Source organism: Nostoc sp. NMS8 (assembly GCF_017115045.1).
Lineage (GTDB): Bacteria > Cyanobacteriota > Cyanobacteriia > Cyanobacteriales > Nostocaceae > Nostoc.
The window spans coordinates 20111-36840 of sequence record NZ_JABXKK010000119.1; the positions used below are offsets into that span (position 1 = coordinate 20111).

16 protein-coding genes are annotated in these 16730 nt (G+C 42.1%); 8 read left to right on the forward strand and 8 right to left on the reverse strand.

The genetic code is table 11. From position 1 onward, the window contains the following. Positions 1 to 108: 108 nt before the first annotated feature. Complete coding sequence (gene cysE / locus HWQ39_RS32645; RefSeq protein WP_292854098.1) at positions 109 to 873, forward strand: serine O-acetyltransferase; 765 nt, start codon at positions 109 to 111, stop codon at positions 871 to 873. Positions 874 to 1074: 201 nt separating this feature from the next. On the opposite strand, the gene HWQ39_RS32650 is transcribed toward cysE, so the two are convergent. Beyond that, positions 1075 to 1656 carry an Npun_F5749 family FMN-dependent PPOX-type flavoprotein gene (locus HWQ39_RS32650; protein ID WP_292854099.1) on the reverse strand — a complete coding sequence of 194 codons (582 nt, stop codon included), beginning with the start codon at positions 1654 to 1656 and terminating at the stop codon, positions 1075 to 1077. Between the two features lie 220 nt (positions 1657 to 1876). Between HWQ39_RS32650 and HWQ39_RS32655 the strand changes: the two genes are divergently transcribed. The 3 genes from HWQ39_RS32655 to HWQ39_RS32665 all read left to right on the forward strand — a co-directional run bounded on the left by HWQ39_RS32655 (position 1877) and on the right by HWQ39_RS32665 (position 6827). Continuing rightward, positions 1877 to 4264: an ATP-binding protein gene (locus HWQ39_RS32655; protein WP_292854100.1), complete on the forward strand. Its 2388-nt coding sequence runs from the start codon at positions 1877 to 1879 to the stop codon at positions 4262 to 4264. Between the two features lie 52 nt (positions 4265 to 4316). Continuing rightward, positions 4317 to 4790, forward strand: coding sequence for a response regulator (locus HWQ39_RS32660; RefSeq protein WP_292854101.1), 474 nt, complete (start codon positions 4317 to 4319; stop codon positions 4788 to 4790). 282 nt (positions 4791 to 5072) lie between these two features. Next, positions 5073 to 6827 (forward strand): ATP-binding protein, encoded by a 1755-nt coding sequence (locus HWQ39_RS32665; protein WP_292854102.1) that lies wholly within the window; start codon positions 5073 to 5075, stop codon positions 6825 to 6827. A 29-nt stretch (positions 6828 to 6856) separates the two neighbouring features. Here HWQ39_RS32665 and HWQ39_RS32670 read toward each other — a convergent pair whose 3' ends face one another. Beyond that, positions 6857 to 7057 carry a hypothetical protein gene (locus tag HWQ39_RS32670; protein ID WP_292854103.1) on the reverse strand — a complete coding sequence of 67 codons (201 nt, stop codon included), beginning with the start codon at positions 7055 to 7057 and terminating at the stop codon, positions 6857 to 6859. Positions 7058 to 7197: 140 nt separating this feature from the next. Here HWQ39_RS32670 and truB point away from each other — a divergent pair, with 140 nt between their 5' ends. Beyond that, positions 7198 to 8082 carry a tRNA pseudouridine(55) synthase TruB gene (gene truB, locus HWQ39_RS32675; protein ID WP_292854104.1) on the forward strand — a complete coding sequence of 295 codons (885 nt, stop codon included), beginning with the start codon at positions 7198 to 7200 and terminating at the stop codon, positions 8080 to 8082. Positions 8083 to 8131: 49 nt separating this feature from the next. On the opposite strand, the gene HWQ39_RS32680 is transcribed toward truB, so the two are convergent. After that, positions 8132 to 9652, reverse strand: a complete 1521-nt coding sequence (locus HWQ39_RS32680) for an ABC transporter permease subunit (protein WP_292854105.1) — start codon at positions 9650 to 9652, stop codon at positions 8132 to 8134. Positions 9653 to 9905: 253 nt separating this feature from the next. On the opposite strand from HWQ39_RS32680, the gene HWQ39_RS32685 reads away from it, so the two are divergent. After that, positions 9906 to 10646, forward strand: coding sequence for a class I SAM-dependent methyltransferase (locus HWQ39_RS32685; protein WP_292854106.1), 741 nt, complete (start codon positions 9906 to 9908; stop codon positions 10644 to 10646). Positions 10647 to 10833: 187 nt separating this feature from the next. Here the strand turns inward: HWQ39_RS32685 and HWQ39_RS32690 are convergent, their stop codons facing one another. The 4 genes from HWQ39_RS32690 to HWQ39_RS32705 all read right to left on the reverse strand — a co-directional run bounded on the left by HWQ39_RS32690 (position 10834) and on the right by HWQ39_RS32705 (position 13973). Next, positions 10834 to 11613, reverse strand: a complete 780-nt coding sequence (locus HWQ39_RS32690) for a hypothetical protein (protein WP_292854107.1) — start codon at positions 11611 to 11613, stop codon at positions 10834 to 10836. Positions 11614 to 11825: 212 nt separating this feature from the next. Then, on the reverse strand, positions 11826 to 12662 hold the full coding sequence (locus HWQ39_RS32695; RefSeq protein ID WP_292854108.1) for a protein-glutamate O-methyltransferase CheR: 837 nt from the start codon (positions 12660 to 12662) through the stop codon (positions 11826 to 11828). Positions 12663 to 12683: 21 nt separating this feature from the next. Next, positions 12684 to 13139: a hypothetical protein gene (locus tag HWQ39_RS32700; RefSeq protein ID WP_292854109.1), complete on the reverse strand. Its 456-nt coding sequence runs from the start codon at positions 13137 to 13139 to the stop codon at positions 12684 to 12686. Between the two features lie 267 nt (positions 13140 to 13406). Then, a complete protein-coding gene (locus HWQ39_RS32705) occupies positions 13407 to 13973 on the reverse strand; it encodes an HD domain-containing protein (protein ID WP_292854168.1) in 567 nt (188 codons plus the stop codon). 251 nt (positions 13974 to 14224) lie between these two features. Between HWQ39_RS32705 and HWQ39_RS32710 the strand changes: the two genes are divergently transcribed. Both HWQ39_RS32710 and HWQ39_RS32715 read left to right on the forward strand, forming a co-directional pair. Then, entirely contained in the window at positions 14225 to 14965 is a 741-nt protein-coding gene (locus HWQ39_RS32710) for a DUF2993 domain-containing protein (protein ID WP_292854111.1), read from the forward strand. A 33-nt stretch (positions 14966 to 14998) separates the two neighbouring features. Continuing rightward, positions 14999 to 15550, forward strand: a complete 552-nt coding sequence (locus HWQ39_RS32715; RefSeq protein WP_292854113.1) for a DUF2231 domain-containing protein — start codon at positions 14999 to 15001, stop codon at positions 15548 to 15550. Between the two features lie 141 nt (positions 15551 to 15691). Here HWQ39_RS32715 and HWQ39_RS32720 read toward each other — a convergent pair whose 3' ends face one another. Further along, positions 15692 to 16654 (reverse strand): TauD/TfdA family dioxygenase, encoded by a 963-nt coding sequence (locus tag HWQ39_RS32720; protein WP_292854115.1) that lies wholly within the window; start codon positions 16652 to 16654, stop codon positions 15692 to 15694. Positions 16655 to 16730 lie beyond the last annotated feature (76 nt).

The window sequence follows — 16730 nt, forward strand, 5'->3', positions numbered from 1 at the left end:
CCTCTGCCTCTTTTCAATGCCCCATTCCCAATTCCCAATTTTTACGTGTAACACCTGAGAGGATAATATGGGATAGTAGCTTGTTGTGCTTTCCGAGGGTGCTATCTCGTGCTATCTATACTGCGTGCTGACTTTCGTATCATATTTGAACGTGACCCAGCTGCTCGTAACTGGTTGGAAGTTTTATTTTGTTACCCTGGTTTGCAAGCCCTGCTATTCCATAGGCTGGCTCACTGGCTGTATACTATTGGTCTTCCCTTGATTCCGCGCCTGATTTCTCACCTGGCTCGGTTTTTGACTGGAATTGAAATCCACCCTGGTGCAGCAATTGGGCAAAGTGTGTTTATTGACCACGGTATGGGTGTAGTAATTGGTGAAACTGCGATCGTTGGAGACTATGCCCTAATTTACCAAGGTGTCACCTTGGGGGGTACTGGTAAAGAATGTGGCAAGCGCCATCCCACTGTGGGCGAAAATGTTGTAGTTGGTGCTGGAGCGAAGGTACTGGGCAATATCCAAGTAGGCAATAATGTCCGTATTGGTGCTGGATCTGTTGTTCTCAGGGATGTACCCTCAGACTGTACTGTAGTGGGCGTGCCTGGGCGGATTATATATCGTTCTGGAGTTCGGGTTGCACCTCTGGAACACAATAACTTACCAGATTCCGAAGCTGAAGTAATTCGTGCTTTAGTAGACCGGATTGAGGCGCTGGAAGAACAAATACAAACTCTTCAGCGCACACACTCTTCTGAAAAAACTCCTGTTTTAGTGGGTCGTTTAGTCACTCAAGAAGATGAGTTAACCAACGATACTCGCTGGTGCAATCTCAAGGATAAGACCATCCAGCAATTTCTAGATGGTGCTGGCATTTAAAAAAGTGAGAAGTTAAGAGTGAGGAGTGAGGAATAAAAATCATAAATGTCAGGTTTGCACCTTCAAACTCCTACTCTTAATTCAATACGCTTGGGTTAAGGGGTACTGGTAACAATTTTGGGTTTTCGAGACGCGATAAATCCCCGTCTCTACAATTGTTTTAGGCTTATCTGAACTGTATTGACTCTTAATTGACAATATTCAAGGATTAATCGTTTGGCTAGACCAATCTTGCTGGTCATCACGGCGGTAAAGCCATCTATTTTGTGGTTCGCCGCGCAATTCTAAGTGATCTACCTCTACCGGATCGAGTAGCAGGAGACAAAAATTAGGTACTGGCTGCACAGGTTCGGGTGCTGGTGGTGCAAAAGCTTCTGGGGTTTCAACTCTGGGTTTACCAGGATGAGGCCAAGCAAACTGTAAACGCGCCGCATCACTCAATTCTTGCCATATTGCAATCCGCGCTAACTGTAAATCCCGATCGGCATCACCACTTACTAGGGTCAAACAACCAGTCATGCGGAATTGTTCTCGTGTATTGGGGAAGTACCAGCAAACTTCTGCCCAAGGTTGTTGCTGTATCTGGTCGACTTTGGCGCTACGGACATCGGTGATAAATTTTAGCTGGTTTGTATCTTCCAGAAAGCCTCGAAAGACTAGGGTACGATTAGCGGGGCGACCGTTTGCCTGTACCGTTGCTAGTTGGAGGTAACGGGCATAAACAAGGCTGCGGTTGCGATGGAGTGCATGAGCGATCGCGCTTCGCCAAGGAGCAAGAGACATACAAATTCGTAATTGGTAATTAAGAAAGTCAGCTTAAATCTGGGTTTCCAGGTTTGCGTCTGTTGCCTTATTTTAGGGAGTTTTTGTCAGTCATAGTTACTTAAAAACCATAACAAGCAAGATTGATATGCGATCGCATTCATACTTCTGGGCATATATTTTAAAGAAATGTCACATTTAATTGCGCTATTGTAAAAGTCAGCTTTACATAAGTTCAGTTATGAGCCAGTCTGAATATACTACAGCCCAAGCTACTGCCCTGACTAACCACGATCACAAACCTATTCACATACCTGGCTCTATTCAATCTCATGGCGTACTACTGGCACTCAGTACTCAGCTAGAGATATTGCAAGTTAGCAACAATACCCAAGCATATTTGGGCAAAGAGCCAGAAAATTTGCTCGGTCAACCTTTGAGCTATTTACTTGATGATCGGCAAGTGGAAATTGTCAAGCAATGCTTGGTGAAAAAAATTGGCAGTGCTAATGCTTTTAAAGTATTAATAAATACTTTAAATGCGGAAAAATACTTTGATGCTATTGCTCATCGGATAGAAGAAGCTGTGATTCTGGAGTTAGAACCGACCAATTCGGAATCTGAGTTGAGTTTCTTAGATTTTCAGACTTTGGCGGGTGAAGCGATCGCTAAAATGCAAGGCACATCTAATCTGGTAGAATTTTTGCATTTAGTGGCTGAAGAAGTCCAAAAAATCATCGGTTTTGATCGGGTGATGGTCTATCAATTTGACGAGTCGGAAGCGGGTTCTGTGGTTGCCGAAGTCAAACGCGAAGATTTATCACCGTATTTAGGACTCCACTATCCCGCTACAGACATTCCAGCGCAGGCTAGGGAGTTATACACGCGCTGCTTTCTCCGATTTCTCCCTGATTTGACTACTGAACCGATTAAACTAGTTCCAACAGAAAATTCGACGACACATCAGCCTCTTGACTTAAGCTACTCTGTGCTACGAAGTTTTGATTGGTGTTGTGCAGAATATCATCAAAATATGGGCGTGAAGGCTCTTTTGGTGATTTCAATTGTTCAAGAGCAGAAGCTTTGGGGATTAATATCTTGCCACCATCAAACACCAAAGTATATTTCTTACGAAGTCCGCAAGATGTGCGAATTTTTGGGACAGATTGCCTCTTCAGAGTTAACACACAAAATTAGTCATTCGGAATGGGATTATAAAGTAAAGCTCAAATCGCTACAGTCAGAGTTCCTTGAGTCCATTTCCCAAGCAGACAATTTTATCGATGCCCTAATTAAACCGGAAATCCGCTTGCTCGATCTTGTTAGTGCCTCTGGAGCAGCAGTTTGTCTGGATAATGAAATTACCCTTGTGGAAGCAACACCGAATATTGATGAAGTTCGGGTGTTAATTGAATGGGCGGATACCCAAGTTAGTGACAACCTGTTTTCTACCGATTCTCTACCCAAGCTTTACCCAGAAGCCCTGAGATTTAAAGATACTGCCAGTGGGCTGTTGCTGCTGCGGATTTCTAAAGTCCGGCGCTATTACATCCTTTGGTTTCGCCCTGAAGTTCTCCAAACGGTACACTGGGCAGGAAATCCCCAGGAATCCATTCAAACCCAGGCAGATGGTAGCCTTAGCCTATCTCCACGAAAATCCTTTGAACAATGGCAAGAAACGGTTAGATTAACTTCTCTACCTTGGAAAGCTTGTGAACTTGACAGTGCGATCGCTCTGAGGAATGCGATCGTTGGTATTGTACTCTCAAAAGCGGATGAATTAGCTAAAATCAACCTGGAGTTAGAGCGCAGCAACCAAGAACTAGCATCCTTTGCCTACGCGGCTTCCCACGATCTGAAAGAACCTTTGCGGGGCATTTATAATTTCTCAACAGTGCTGCTAGAAGACTATAGTCAAGTATTAGATGATGACGGAATCGAGTGCTTGCAAACAGTAGTATCCTTGTCTGTACGCATGGAAACTTTGATTAATGCTCTACTGCGGTTATCGCAGTTAGGACAAGCACAACTACGCTTGCAAGCAACTGACCTCAACGAATTACTCAACCAAGTGCTTGAGGTTTTTCGCGCTAGTCGTCAAGACTCTCAGGTTGTAGATATTCGCATTCCTCGCCCTTTACCAACTATTTTGTGCGATCGAGTTCTCGTTAATGAAGTCTTCAGTAATCTGCTTGGTAATGCCTTCAAATACAACGATAAAGCAGACCAATGGGTTGAGATTGGCTACCTTTCTCAAGAAGAGGCAGGGGAGCAGGGGAGCAGGGAACAGGAAGCAGGGAGCAGGGAGCAGGGAGCAGGGAGCAAGGGAAAAGAGTTTTCTCCTCTGCCCCCCGCACCCTGCCCCTCTGCCTCTTCCCATGCCCAATCCCCAATCCCCAATCCCCAATCCCCAATATTTTATATCCGCGATAACGGTATTGGAATTCCACAGCATCACATAGAAACTATCTTTAGATTATTTAAGCGGCTCCATTCCCAGGAAAAATACGGTGGAGGAGCCGGTGCAGGACTAGCTATTGTTAAGAAGATTGTTGAGCTTCATAACGGTAAAATTTGGGTTGAATCTAGCGTTGGCGTTGGCTCAATGTTCTACTTTACGTTGGAATAGTTTAAGATAATGACTAAATATGTATTTTTGTTAAGCTCTTTTAAGACCACGAATGATAAAAAAACTTCATGAACCGCTGCTCGTTGTTGAGGACAGCAATGAAGATTTTCGGATGCTGCAACGTCTGATGCGGGGTATGTCCGTCCAGAATCCCATACACCGTTGTACTAATGGGGATGAGGTTTTAGAGTTCCTCTATCGACTGGGGAACGATGGCTACACCAAAGGCGAAGACCCACCCAACCCTAAAGTAGCATTACGACCCTCTGTGATCTTGCTCGATCTCAATTTGCCAGGTATTGATGGGCGTGACATTTTAGATCGGCTTAAGCAAGACAAGAGTTTCAAGGGAATCCCCATCGTTGTTTTTACCACATCATCTAACCCCAAGGATATTGAATTGTGCTACCAAAAGGGCGCAAATGGATATCTGGTAAAGCCGATGGATACTCAGGAACTAAAAAAGACAATTCAGGCATTTGTGGATTACTGGCTTGAAGCCAATACGCCGTCAGTGTTGGATTAATTTATTTATTTTCTGTTGATGAAACAGTAGGAACCAAAGAATAACTAAAGAGACGGCTCGGAGGGCACAGCGACGTTTTCCTCTTTGAGTCACTGTGTCTGCTTGTCTGTGGTAGATGCATTTTCCCCATCTTCCTGTTTTTCTTACCTTGTTTAATTGCTTTAGAATTCCTAAAGAATTTAGATTTTATTCATATTTATTTTATATTAATTTTAGAATTATGCAATAAAAACACAATCTGGATAAAAGGGAGCTATATAGCTCCCCGATCCTCATAACCTTATGTTGGACATACGGACGCTACTCATCATTGATGATTGTGCAGCAGATAGAAAAATCTATCGTCGGTATCTTTTGAAAGATCCGCACCAGTCATACCAGATTTTAGAGGCAGACTGTGCAGAGGAAGGACTCGCTTTGTGCCGAAAAGTACGTTGCGATGTGATTCTGCTGGATTTTTGCCTACCTGATATGAGCGGGTTAGAACTCTTCGATCAGATGCAGCAGGAGATATTTAAGACTTCTGTCCCTGTGATTATGTTGACAGGGCGTGGTGATGAAGAGGTTGCTGTACAAGTGATGAAACGGGGTGCTTTGGATTATTTAGTCAAGCATCACCTGACACAGGATGTGCTGCAACTAGCAGTCCGCAATGCTATTAAGCAATCGTGCTTGCAAGCCCAACTCCAGAAAACTCAGGAGAGACAACGCCTAATTGCGACGACTGCTTTACGAATTCGTCAGTCTCTTAACCTAGAGCAAATTTTAAATACAGCTGTAGCCGAGGTACAAGAACTTCTGAAGTGCGATCGCGTCATGGTGTATCAGTTCGCCCCCGATACAGATGGTAAAATAGTCGCCTCATCAGTTGAGTCATACCGCACTGTAGAATTGTGCGATCAGGCAGGGGATTGGGAAAAAGTAGGGGAGCAGGGAGCAGGGAGCAGTGAGCAGAGGAAGGAAAGAGGTAAATTAATTACTCATTCTCCCCCTTGCACCCTGCACCCTGCCCCTCTGCCTGTTCTGCCCAATTCCCAATCCCCAATCCCTTACATTTATGAGCTTGGCTTGTGTAATTGTGTCAGCTTAAAAGAGCAATTTAATACCAAGGCAAATCTGGTGGTTCCCATTAATGTCAGCAACAATGGGAACCCAACCCCTAAGCTTTGGGGCTTATTGATTGCTCACCATAATTCTGGGGATAGACAGTGGCAAACTGATGATGCAGAAATGCTCAATGAAGTTTCGGTGCAATTAGCGATCGCTATTCAACAGGCGGAATTGTTAGCTCAAACTCAAGCGGCCCTTGCTAAAGAAAAGCAACTCAATGTATTTAAATCCCAAATCATTGCAACGGTTTCCCATGAGTACCGAACGCCTCTAACTTCAATTCTGGCTGCTGCATCAACTTTGGTAAAACATAGCCAGCAACTTGATGAATCTAAACAAGAGCGGTTCTTGGGAATCATTGAACAGAAAGCAAGATATATGTCCAAACTCGTGGATAATATGCTTCTGGTTAACCAATTTGAACTGGAAAAACCCCAGTTTAAACCAATCCCATTAGACTTATTACAATTTTTTTCTGATCTGATTGAACAAGAGCGAGAAACAGCAGGCGATCGCCACGAATTAATTTTTCAAATTACTGGTAATCATCAGGAATTTTGGGGCGATCGCGGACTTTTGCAGCAAATTTTTATTAACTTAATGTCCAATGCGATTAAGTACTCTCCAAATGGAGGTACTGTAGAATTTCATCTAATTGGCAAAGAATCAGAAGTAATCTTTTACATCAAAGATCGGGGAATTGGTATCCCAGTGACAGATCAAGAGAATTTGTTTCAATCCTTCAGTCGTGGAAGTAATGTTGACACAATTCCTGGTACAGGCTTAGGGCTTGCGATCGCTAAAGGTTGTGTCGAGTTGCATGGCGGCAATATTACCTTGTGGAGTGAAGTGGGGAAAGGAACTCAAGTTACAGTTAGCTTACCGAAGATATGGCCAATTCCTCAACTATCCCCATTATCTACTTGATATATGTAATTTTAAAATTTATCTTGCAATTATTCATCTTGAATTTCTATTTTGCTAATCAACCATTCTTCGATTGTTTTTCCACAAGGTTCAGAACTTTGGCAATCACTGACGTTTTCTAAAGAATAATACATTTTTACTTTTTTGTTCACGTATTTATCTGGTTCACAAACTTCAAAGACTGCACCGACACCTTCATAAGACTGATTATTGTAAAGACGGCGATTCATCGCGTCTCTGCTTAGGGAATAGCTTAATGCTGGTAAACTTGTATAAAATAATGCCGAAATAAGCCTTGATTACTAAACATTAATGCTTTGAGCATTAAATGAGTATTTAATAGAGTTTATAAGCTGTAAGTATTGATTTTGTGTTATTTCAAGGTTTTCTCAACTTAAACAAACCATTTGGCTGGACTTCCCACGACTGCGTGGCGCGGGTGCGAAAATTATTGCGCCTCAAGCGTGTAGGACATGCGGGAACCTTAGATCCAGCAGCTACAGGGGTTTTACCGATCGCACTTGGTAAAGCCACACGACTATTGCAATATCTCCCAGAAAACAAAGCTTACAAGGCTACGATTCGCCTGGGTGTGCAGACTACAACCGATGATTTAGAAGGTGAAATCATTAATTCTCAAGCTTGTCCTGAATTGAGTTTGGCTGAGGTGAAAACTGCACTAGCGCAATTTGAAGGCAAGATTGAGCAAATACCACCGAATTACAGTGCAATTCAAGTAGATGGTAAACGCCTCTACGATTTAGCGCGTAAAGGTGAAATAGTGGAAGTTCCAGTGCGGACTGTGGAAATTTTTCACATAGAAATTTTGGATTGGAGAGAAGGGGATTTTCCTGAATTGGATGTGGCGATCGCTTGTGGATCTGGTACATATATTAGAGCGATCGCTCGTGACTTAGGTGCAATCTTAAAAACTGGTGGCACTCTTGCAGCTTTGATTCGCACCCAAAGCAGTGGTTTCGATTTAACAGATAGTCTCACTTTGACTGACTTAGAAACTAAACTGCAAGGCGGGACATTTCAACCTCTCGCCTCTGATGCAGCTTTACAACATTTGTTGTCCGTGACTTTACCAACAACATCTGCTCAAAAATGGTGTCAAGGTCAGCGAGTTGCTCTAAATTCTGATATTACTGGGATAGTGCGAGTTTATGAAGAAGAGACTCGCTTTTTAGGTGTTGGACAATTACAAAATGAAGTGTTACTTCCTCAAATGGTTTTTGAACCGATTTCTTAAAACTTACCTGATTTTTCGACCCATGAGCAGTCACAACTAAGATTGTCCATCACTTGCTCTTTTCCTTAATGGGATTAAGCGATCGCTCAAAGCGACTAAAGACTTGAGAAGAAAGTAGGGTAAGGAATAAATAAACTAAGGCGACAGTGGCGTAAATCTCAAATGAACGATAGTTGTCAGCGACAATCAGCTGTCCTTTGCGGAACAACTCTTCAAACCCGATGATAGCGACTAAGCTGGTGTCTTTGAGCAAGCTAATGAACTCATTGCCCAGAGGTGGCAGCATTCGCCGGAGGGCTTGCGGAAAGATGACATAGCGCATCGTTTGCATTGAGCTTAAACCCAGTGATTGAGAGGCTTCTGCTTGTCCAGGCTCAATTGATTGAATGCCTGCCCGGACAACTTCAGCAATGTAGGCAGCGCTATTGAGACTCAATGCAATCACCGCTGCTGCTAAACGATTTAAAGTGAAGGTGAAACCAAAACTTTGGGCGAAAGCAGGCAACCCAAAGTAAATCATAAAAATCTGCACCAGCAAGGGCGTTCCCCGGAAAAAGTCTATATACGCCCTAGCAATCCAGGGGAAAGGCGGAGTGGGGAAAAGGCGAACAATTCCAATCAGTGTACCTCCGATCATACCCAGCAAAACTGAGATTGCTGTGAGTTCAAGTGTAATTAAAGCCCCACTTAGCAAGGTGGGTAGGGACTTAAAAATAATGCTTAGTGAGGTAAATAGTTGGGATGCGCCTTTTTCCGCAGCCTGGTTTTCGATGAGTGATTTTTCTGGTAGTTGTGGCGGTTGGATACCAAACCACTTTTGGTAGATTTTAGCGTAAGTACCATTTTTCAGCACCGTTTCTAGACCTTGGTTAATCGCTTGCAAGTTGGGCGATCCTTTAGGTGTGGGAATGCCATAAAATTCTTCTGTTAGCAGACTGCTGACCACTTTGAGTCCGTTAAGGTTGCCGCTCTTTATGCCATATAAGATCACCACCTGATCGTTAAGAACGGCATCGACATTACCATTGATTAATGCTTGAAGAGTTAAAGGTGAATCATTAAAAGTACGAATTTCAGATCCAGGAATACTTTTAGCCTTCTGTGCGCCAGTTGTCCCAATTTGCACGCCAATGGTTTTGTTTTTAAGATTAGCGAAATTGATAATGCTTTGATTATCTGTACGGGTAACGATCGCTAGTCCTGATTTGAAGTAAGGACGCGAGAAGGAAATTGTCTTCGCTCGTTCGGCAGTAATCGTCATTGCCGCAACTGCGGCATCTACAGTTTGGGCTTGCAATGCTGGAATCATCCCAGCAAAAGGCATATTTTGATACTTAACTTTCAAGCCAGCAGATTGAGCGATCGCATTCATCAAATCAATGTCGAAGCCTTGCAACTCACCACTGACAGATTGAAACTCGAAAGGCGGAAATGTAGGTTCTGTAGCAACCGTAAGTGTGTTACCAGTAGTAGAACTATCTGTAATACAACCTGAAAGTAAAAGTAGACAGCTTAAGCTGAAGCCAAAAACTAGCTGACGTAACCAAAGAACAACAGGTAATCGAGTCATATTCTTTAGACTTCTCCAAAAATACCTAAGCTGAGACTATGACTGGTTTTCCAAAATAAAAAATCCAGTCAAGCATAATTGCTGCAATATATAGTAAAATTTTGTAAAACAATGGACACTTTGTTGCGGTAAATAGTTGTCCGTAAATACTTCTGTGGATAGGTTGACAATTAATGCTTGCAACTTTAATAAATTCTCTTTAAAAGTATCATCCCATCCATATTAAAAATTCACTTTATAAATCAGATTCAAAATGGTTGTAAATACATTTGATCGTAACAGCGTGTTCGAGGAAGATTATCTTTACTTTTATGAAACGTTATTGACACCAGAGCGAACTCAACACGAAGTTGACCTCATTTGCCGATTGCTAGATTTAAAAGCAGGGATGAGTATTTTAGACTTAGCTTGTGGGCATGGACGGATTGCTAATCAGCTAGCGGCTCGTGGCTATGATGTGACTGGACTTGATGCAACAGTTTTCTTCTTAGAAAAAGCAAAACAAGATGCGGCTACCAACGGTGTTAAGGTAGAGTACCTTCAAGGCGATATGCGTTCTCTACCCTTTAGCGATCGCTTCAACTATATCATCAACTGCTTCACAGCCTTCGGTTATTTCGATGACGATGAAAATAGATCGGTCTTAACCCAAGCATATCGCGCTCTAAAAGCAGGTGGCAAATTACTAATTGATATTCAAAATTTTAGCCGCGTCTTGCAAGAATTTACGCCTGAGTTAATTACTGAGCGTGAGGGGAATTATATGCTCGCACGCACGCGCTACGATGCGCTTACCAATCGTACCCATACCGAGCGGATTATCATTCGTGATGGACAAGTACAGCGTGGTCACTACTTTGTTCGCAATTTTACCTTTCCCGAAATCCGCGATTGGCTCCTACAAACAGGCTTCAGCAAAGTAGAGGGCTATGGTTACGATGGTGAATCGTTCGCGCTTGATAGCCGCCGAATGATTGTGATAGCAAGTAAATAGACATCTTGCAAAAGTTACTTTTGCATAAGTGGGGTGCAGGTTAAAGGGTAAGAGAAAATGCCATACCTTTATCTTTTACCCCACTTATGGAAGAAGTCTAATAAACCTGACTTTTCCCGAATTGAGGTTATTTATTCTCCTGAGTTCAAACCCCAAAATTACGAATTACCAATTGGGGTGCGAGTCGTTAAACCAAATAACTCGTATTAGGTACGATCGCAAAGAAAGCATACTCATACCAAGCAGTCCAAATAAAACTGTGAATCCATCGCTGGCGCTTTTCGGGACTCAATTCATATTCAAACGCCCCACGAGATACATCAATGGAAGATAGATGAGAGTTGCAACCGCAACCATGTTGATAAGTAAAACCGTATTTAGAAGCAATACTTTGTACCTTCATTTGGATAGCAAACACCTTACCTGCATGGAGTATGGCATCCCAAGCGCGTTTGTGTTCGATATCGCGTTGATCAAATCGCAAGGCACGTTCTTCAAAAACATGATCGCGGTAAATTGGTGCTAAATGCACGTGATAGAAACTGGCAGGTAGGTCATAACCAAATTCATTGAACAAATCTACACCAATGCGAGCTACTTTCACTTCATCAGCATACTCTGTCCCTTTTGACTCCAGATCGCGGAGAATTTCTGCAAAGTTCGGATAGCTGTGTTTAAGAAAGTCTTGTCCAAAAAATTCTAGGGTTTCCCATGCCAGTTGTGCAAATAACTGGGAAAATGAGGGTATTAGGTGAGCTAGTTGGGGGCGATCGCTAAATAAGTCAACATCACCACGTTCTAATTTATACAAAAATAATTGCGCCATCTCAACATAGCTTTGGGGTTGGGAAAGTCCGACACTCGTGGTTCCTCTAGCAATGTCTTGCCATGTAGAAGGTAGTTGAGAAACGTGAACCGCATTTTCTCCAGCAATGACTGCAACAGGAGGACATTCGAGAAGCTGCATCGACAATCTCCTTTAAGACTTTAATGTGTAATTTACCTTAAGCGATCGCTAAATCTATCTTCTGAACACAATAAAAAATGTTTGACAGACTGTCTTTTGACAAGTAGCACAATTTTATTCATAACATTTTTTTGATGCTTTGGGCATGGGTGATTAATTATTTTACGATAATTCGTAATTCCTAATTCAGTTTCCTACCCAGATAATTCTCTTCAAGCACCTGCAATTTTCTTATATATTTTTTCACCCTTGATTATCTCTTCATAGTACTGCTCATAAGAGGTGAATCTGATAGATTCTTGTCTTCCTAAACCCAAGATACCAAAGGTGCAAAGGCTATTATAAAACAGTTCATGTACTCGCTTTTGAAGTTTTTGATTAAAATAGATGAGGACGTTACGACAAAGGATGACATTAAACTCATTAAAAGAACTGTCAGTTGCTAAATTATGCTGGGCAAAAACAATATTTTCTCTTAGGGATGCTCGAAAAATCGCGTTATCATAAGCTGCGGTATAATATTCTGAAAAAGACTTTTTGCCACCTGCTTTCAGATAAAGTTGAGTGTATTCTTGCATCAATTTCAGCGAGAAAATCCCACTTTTAGCATTTTGTAATACCTTCTCATTTGTATCAGTGGCATATATGCGGCAACGGTGGTAAAGTCCTTCTTCTTGCAGTAAAATTGCCATTGAGTATACTTCTTCACCTGTTGAGCAGCCAGCGTGCCAGATCCGAATAAATGGATATGTTTGTAAGAAGGGGACAACTTGATTTCTGAAGGTGTTATAAAAGCTGGGATCACGAAACATTGATGTGACGTTCACCGTCAAAGCAAGCAAAAATCGTTCCAAATAGGCACGATTGTGGAGTAATCGCTCTTGTAATATAGAAACATTTGCTAACCCCTCTAATTGTACGAAGTTCTGAATGCGGCGCTTGAGTGAGGAAATAGCATAATTCCGAAAGTCATAACCATAGTACTGATATACCCCTTCCAAAAGCAGATGTATTTCTATGTCCTCCAAGATCGGTTTGGGCAGAGGCATAATATTAATAATTCATAGGTTTCAGTTTAACCGAATGGCTGTTACTACCAAAATAGCGATCGCTGTTATTGAAATCCCAGCTAGCCATCTAATCTGAAAGCGCAGATTTTGAATCTCTTGGCTGAGATTTTCTGTCTGTGGTATAGCATAAGGTTCTAGTTGCACAACTTCGATCGCTACTTGTTCGGGTGTAGTTTGGGGCTTTTCAAAAGCAACCTGCTTATGTAGCCAATTAGTAATCAATTGAGGACAGTTCTTTTTGAACCAATTAAAAGCTATGACTTTAAAAACTGGTTTTGACATTCGAGCAATTAATTTCATCACCTTATTTAAGGGTTTCAGGCGAAACTTTTGATTGATCAGATTCGCTGAACCAACATCATAAAGACAATCCAGAATTAGTTTTACAGTGGCTTCTTCACTGTTAATCAAGTTTTGCAGTAAAAGCAGAACATCATGCATCCGCTCTGCTTCCATATACTTTTCTGACAAGTTTTTTGGAGGACTTACTGAAGGACTTACGCTTGGATTTAGGGTGTTTTGTCTTACTATCGTCATATTGGTAACATAGCAGTCATAATAATGTAAGTACACCTATCTACCGAGAGAAAGATTTTTTATCGAGAGAGAGAACCTAAAAGCCAAACTTTATTTGTGAGAGACATGACTATATCGTGTCTGTAAAAAGGCTATTTGTCTAGTTCACTACGAATCTTTTTGCTAATTCTGGATAGATAAAATTTTTTATTGAGATGCTAATAGTTCAATTTGTGTAACTACCCGTTCTAATTCCTCAATGATTATAGTGGTTTTAGTCTTTCTGAAGGCATCCACAAGCGCCCGATAATACCAAAGAGTCCCTTCTTTACGCCCCTGAAAACGTTCCCAGAGCGAATCACCCAAAACACAATAATCTTTGAGAATGGATTGGGCGTTGTAAAGTTTATCTGCTGATGACACGAGCAGAATTGATGGGGAAGCAGTAGAAATATGAGCGATGTATGCTTCCTTGCGCTGTCGCCAAGGGGGTTTGGGAGTTGTATCAGCATCAGTACAACCATCTACAATTGCTGTTACATTGTCACCAAAGCGACGGCGAATTTCTTCTCGTGTTGCGTCGCCACCTTGATCTTCGATCGCATCGTGTAAGAGAGCTGCGATCGCTTCATCTTCATTTGCTCCGTATTCTAAAGCAATACTAGCGACACCTAATAAATGGGCAACGTAGGGTACACCTGAACCTTTACGAACTTGGTTGGCGTGCAGTTGGGTGGCGTAGATGAGGGCTACGGTAAAACGTTCTGAAAGCATTGTATAAAAGGATTTAAGTGTCATGAGTTAGGAGAACTCAATCTAATAAAGAGTTTATGTCAATTCTATAACAAATCAATCCAGGCATAGAAGTAATTAAAAATACAAGCGATACAGAGGTCAAATTTAAATTTGAAATTAGACAGACAACATTTATATCTATATTCCATCGCCAGATAGATAAAACTCTGCCGTTAGTTTATTAAATTTACTCAAGTATGCACTATTAAAATTAGGAGTTAACTTACATAATGCCAGACAATCCTGGATTAGGAGAGCAAGCGCTGAATAAAGCGACAGAAATAGGATTATCTAGCCAATTAGATGAAGTAGAAAATTTAGATGTAAACATCAACACAGACCCGCTGAAACTGATTCAGGGACAGGTGGATGCAGTCACAATCGAAGGTAAAGGTTTGGTTATGCAAAAAGACCTTCGTATAGAGGAATTGGAAATGCAAATGACTGGTGTTGCTATTAATCCTCTAAGCGTGGCTTTTGGCAAAATTGAACTGACTAAACCTACTCAAGCTCATACACTGGTTGTATTAACCGAAGCTGATATTAATCGTGCCTTCAACTCCGAATATGTGCGATCGCAACTGCAAAGTCAAAAGATACATATTAACGGGCAACTCAGGACTATTGAACCTCAAAATATAGATTTTCGATTACCGGGTGATGGTAAAGTGGTACTAAATGCGAGTATAAAATTAGTAGAAACAGGTGAAAATCAGCAAGTTGCTTTTTCCGCAGTCCCCAGGATCGGCGCCAATGGAAAAAGTATTGCTTTGGAAAATGTCGAGTATGGCGAAACTGAGGAAATATCACCAGATTTGACAAAAGCTTTGCTCGATGAAACTAGCGAAATTTTGAATTTAAGTAACTTTGATTTACAAGGTATGAGTCTGCAAGTCAAACAACTAAAAGTAGAACTAGGCAAACTAATCTTACAAGCTGAAGCTTATATTGAAAAAATTCCTTCAGCTTAAAAATATAACGCTCATAAATTCAGGATACTAAGAATGGAAACTACAGAAACAACGCCAACAAATTCAACACCTTTTCCAAATATTCCACCAGTTATTGAAAGTAACGATAGTGAGTATCTTGATAGCGGTGTACCTAGCACAGTTGCGATCGCCGGACATCCTTTACATCCCCTGAGTGTGATCTTTCCCATAGCTTTTTTAGCCGCAGCCTTGGGAAGTGACATTGGCTACTGGTTAACTGGTGATTTCTTCTGGGCTAGGGCTTCATTATGGTTAATCGGACTCGGATTAGCTGGAGGTTTACTCGCTGCTGCGATCGGTCTTAGCGACTTTTTCAAAATTGAACGAGTCCGCAAGCGCACCGCCGGCTGGGCACATTTGATACTTAACGTTTCTTTACTAGTTTTATCACTCGTCAACTTTCTCATACGCTTGGGTGACGCTGAATCCCGAATACTACCTTGGGGACTGTTACTATCGGTTGTTGTCGGTACGCTGACTAGTCTTTCTGGTTGGTTCGGTGCTGAACTCTCTTATCGCCACAAAATCGGTGTAGTGGGTGCAGGTAGCAGAAGATATCCATAAACATCTGTGAAAAAGAATGTAGAGACGTAGCACTGCTACGTCTCTACAAAGGCTCTGGAATAAAGCTTGATTATTTTTTATGGGAAGTCCCTAATACCGGGCTGCCTGCATCTGACGCAGCCCAATTTAGTATTTTTTAGCTTATGAAAGTACTGGTTGTGCTTCTAGATTCTGGGCTTTTTGCTTGAAGACGGTTGGTACTTCGGAACTGAACGCTTCACCGTGAACCACTTCTGAGCGGAAACCATCAACCCCAACTGGAACATCACCAGTAATAGTGGTGCGATATAACAAACGCTCAATATCCAAATGATCCAAATCTTGAGGTGCTAAATGCACGGTAGCGCGGTTGTCCCAGAAGGCAATATCACCGTTGTTCCAACGGAAGCGAGTGGTGTAAGCAGGCTTGGTAACTTGGTTGAAGAACAACTCAAGCAGCAGCTTGCTTTCTTGTGGTGACACGTCAACAATGTGGGAGACGAAACCAGGGTTAACGAACAACGCCCGCTCACCAGTTTCAGGATGAACTCTGACTACTGGGTGGATGGAAACTAGTGGATTAACAGCGATCCGTTCGGAGAACTTGTTGTTACTGGGCTGATACCCGCCCCCATTGAAGCGATGTTCAGCTTTCAATGTGTCTGCTAGCGCTCGTAGAGGTGCTGACAAACCCTCATAAGCTGCAACCAAATTACTCCACTGGGTATCACCACCAAAACTAGGAACATTAACCGCGCGTAAAATTGACGCTGCTGGCGGGTTGATTGCCGCTGTTACGTCTGTGTGCCAAGGGCCTCCAGTGCGAAAACCATACTGCTTCTCATACAGCTTACGGTCTACAGGTTTGAGCTGCGGAAATCCTGGAACTGGTTCAGGCTCTCCGAGTGGATGCGCGAAAGTCACTTCGCCGAAACGGGATGTGAATTCAACTTGGGCAGCATGATCGATGTTCTGTCCCCGAAAGAATACGACTTTCCACTTTAATAGTGCTTTACGAATTTCTTTTACTTGATCGTCATTCAAAGGACGGGAAAGGTCTACGTTACCGATTTCAGCACCGATGAAACCAGCTACTTGTTTGACTTCAATATGTTTGTAGCCCATATAGATTCTCCAGGGTTTGATTTATAGAGTCGTGTTCGCATTTATCCTTTTCCTGTGGAATTTTTCTTGCACTTGA

Coding starts and splice junctions, on each gene's coding strand:
- HWQ39_RS32650 (WP_292854099.1), bottom strand. CDS start 1,656: ATGTCTCTTGCTCCTTGGCGAAGCGCGATCGCTCATGCACTCCATCGC.
- HWQ39_RS32655 (WP_292854100.1), top strand. CDS start 1,877: ATGAGCCAGTCTGAATATACTACAGCCCAAGCTACTGCCCTGACTAAC.
- HWQ39_RS32660 (WP_292854101.1), top strand. CDS start 4,317: ATGATAAAAAAACTTCATGAACCGCTGCTCGTTGTTGAGGACAGCAAT.
- HWQ39_RS32665 (WP_292854102.1), top strand. CDS start 5,073: ATGTTGGACATACGGACGCTACTCATCATTGATGATTGTGCAGCAGAT.
- HWQ39_RS32670 (WP_292854103.1), bottom strand. CDS start 7,057: ATGAATCGCCGTCTTTACAATAATCAGTCTTATGAAGGTGTCGGTGCA.
- HWQ39_RS32680 (WP_292854105.1), bottom strand. CDS start 9,652: ATGACTCGATTACCTGTTGTTCTTTGGTTACGTCAGCTAGTTTTTGGC.
- HWQ39_RS32685 (WP_292854106.1), top strand. CDS start 9,906: ATGGTTGTAAATACATTTGATCGTAACAGCGTGTTCGAGGAAGATTAT.
- HWQ39_RS32690 (WP_292854107.1), bottom strand. CDS start 11,613: ATGCAGCTTCTCGAATGTCCTCCTGTTGCAGTCATTGCTGGAGAAAAT.
- HWQ39_RS32695 (WP_292854108.1), bottom strand. CDS start 12,662: ATGCCTCTGCCCAAACCGATCTTGGAGGACATAGAAATACATCTGCTT.
- HWQ39_RS32700 (WP_292854109.1), bottom strand. CDS start 13,139: ATGGAAGCAGAGCGGATGCATGATGTTCTGCTTTTACTGCAAAACTTG.
- HWQ39_RS32705 (WP_292854168.1), bottom strand. CDS start 13,973: ATGCTTTCAGAACGTTTTACCGTAGCCCTCATCTACGCCACCCAACTG.
- HWQ39_RS32710 (WP_292854111.1), top strand. CDS start 14,225: ATGCCAGACAATCCTGGATTAGGAGAGCAAGCGCTGAATAAAGCGACA.
- HWQ39_RS32715 (WP_292854113.1), top strand. CDS start 14,999: ATGGAAACTACAGAAACAACGCCAACAAATTCAACACCTTTTCCAAAT.
- HWQ39_RS32720 (WP_292854115.1), bottom strand. CDS start 16,654: ATGGGCTACAAACATATTGAAGTCAAACAAGTAGCTGGTTTCATCGGT.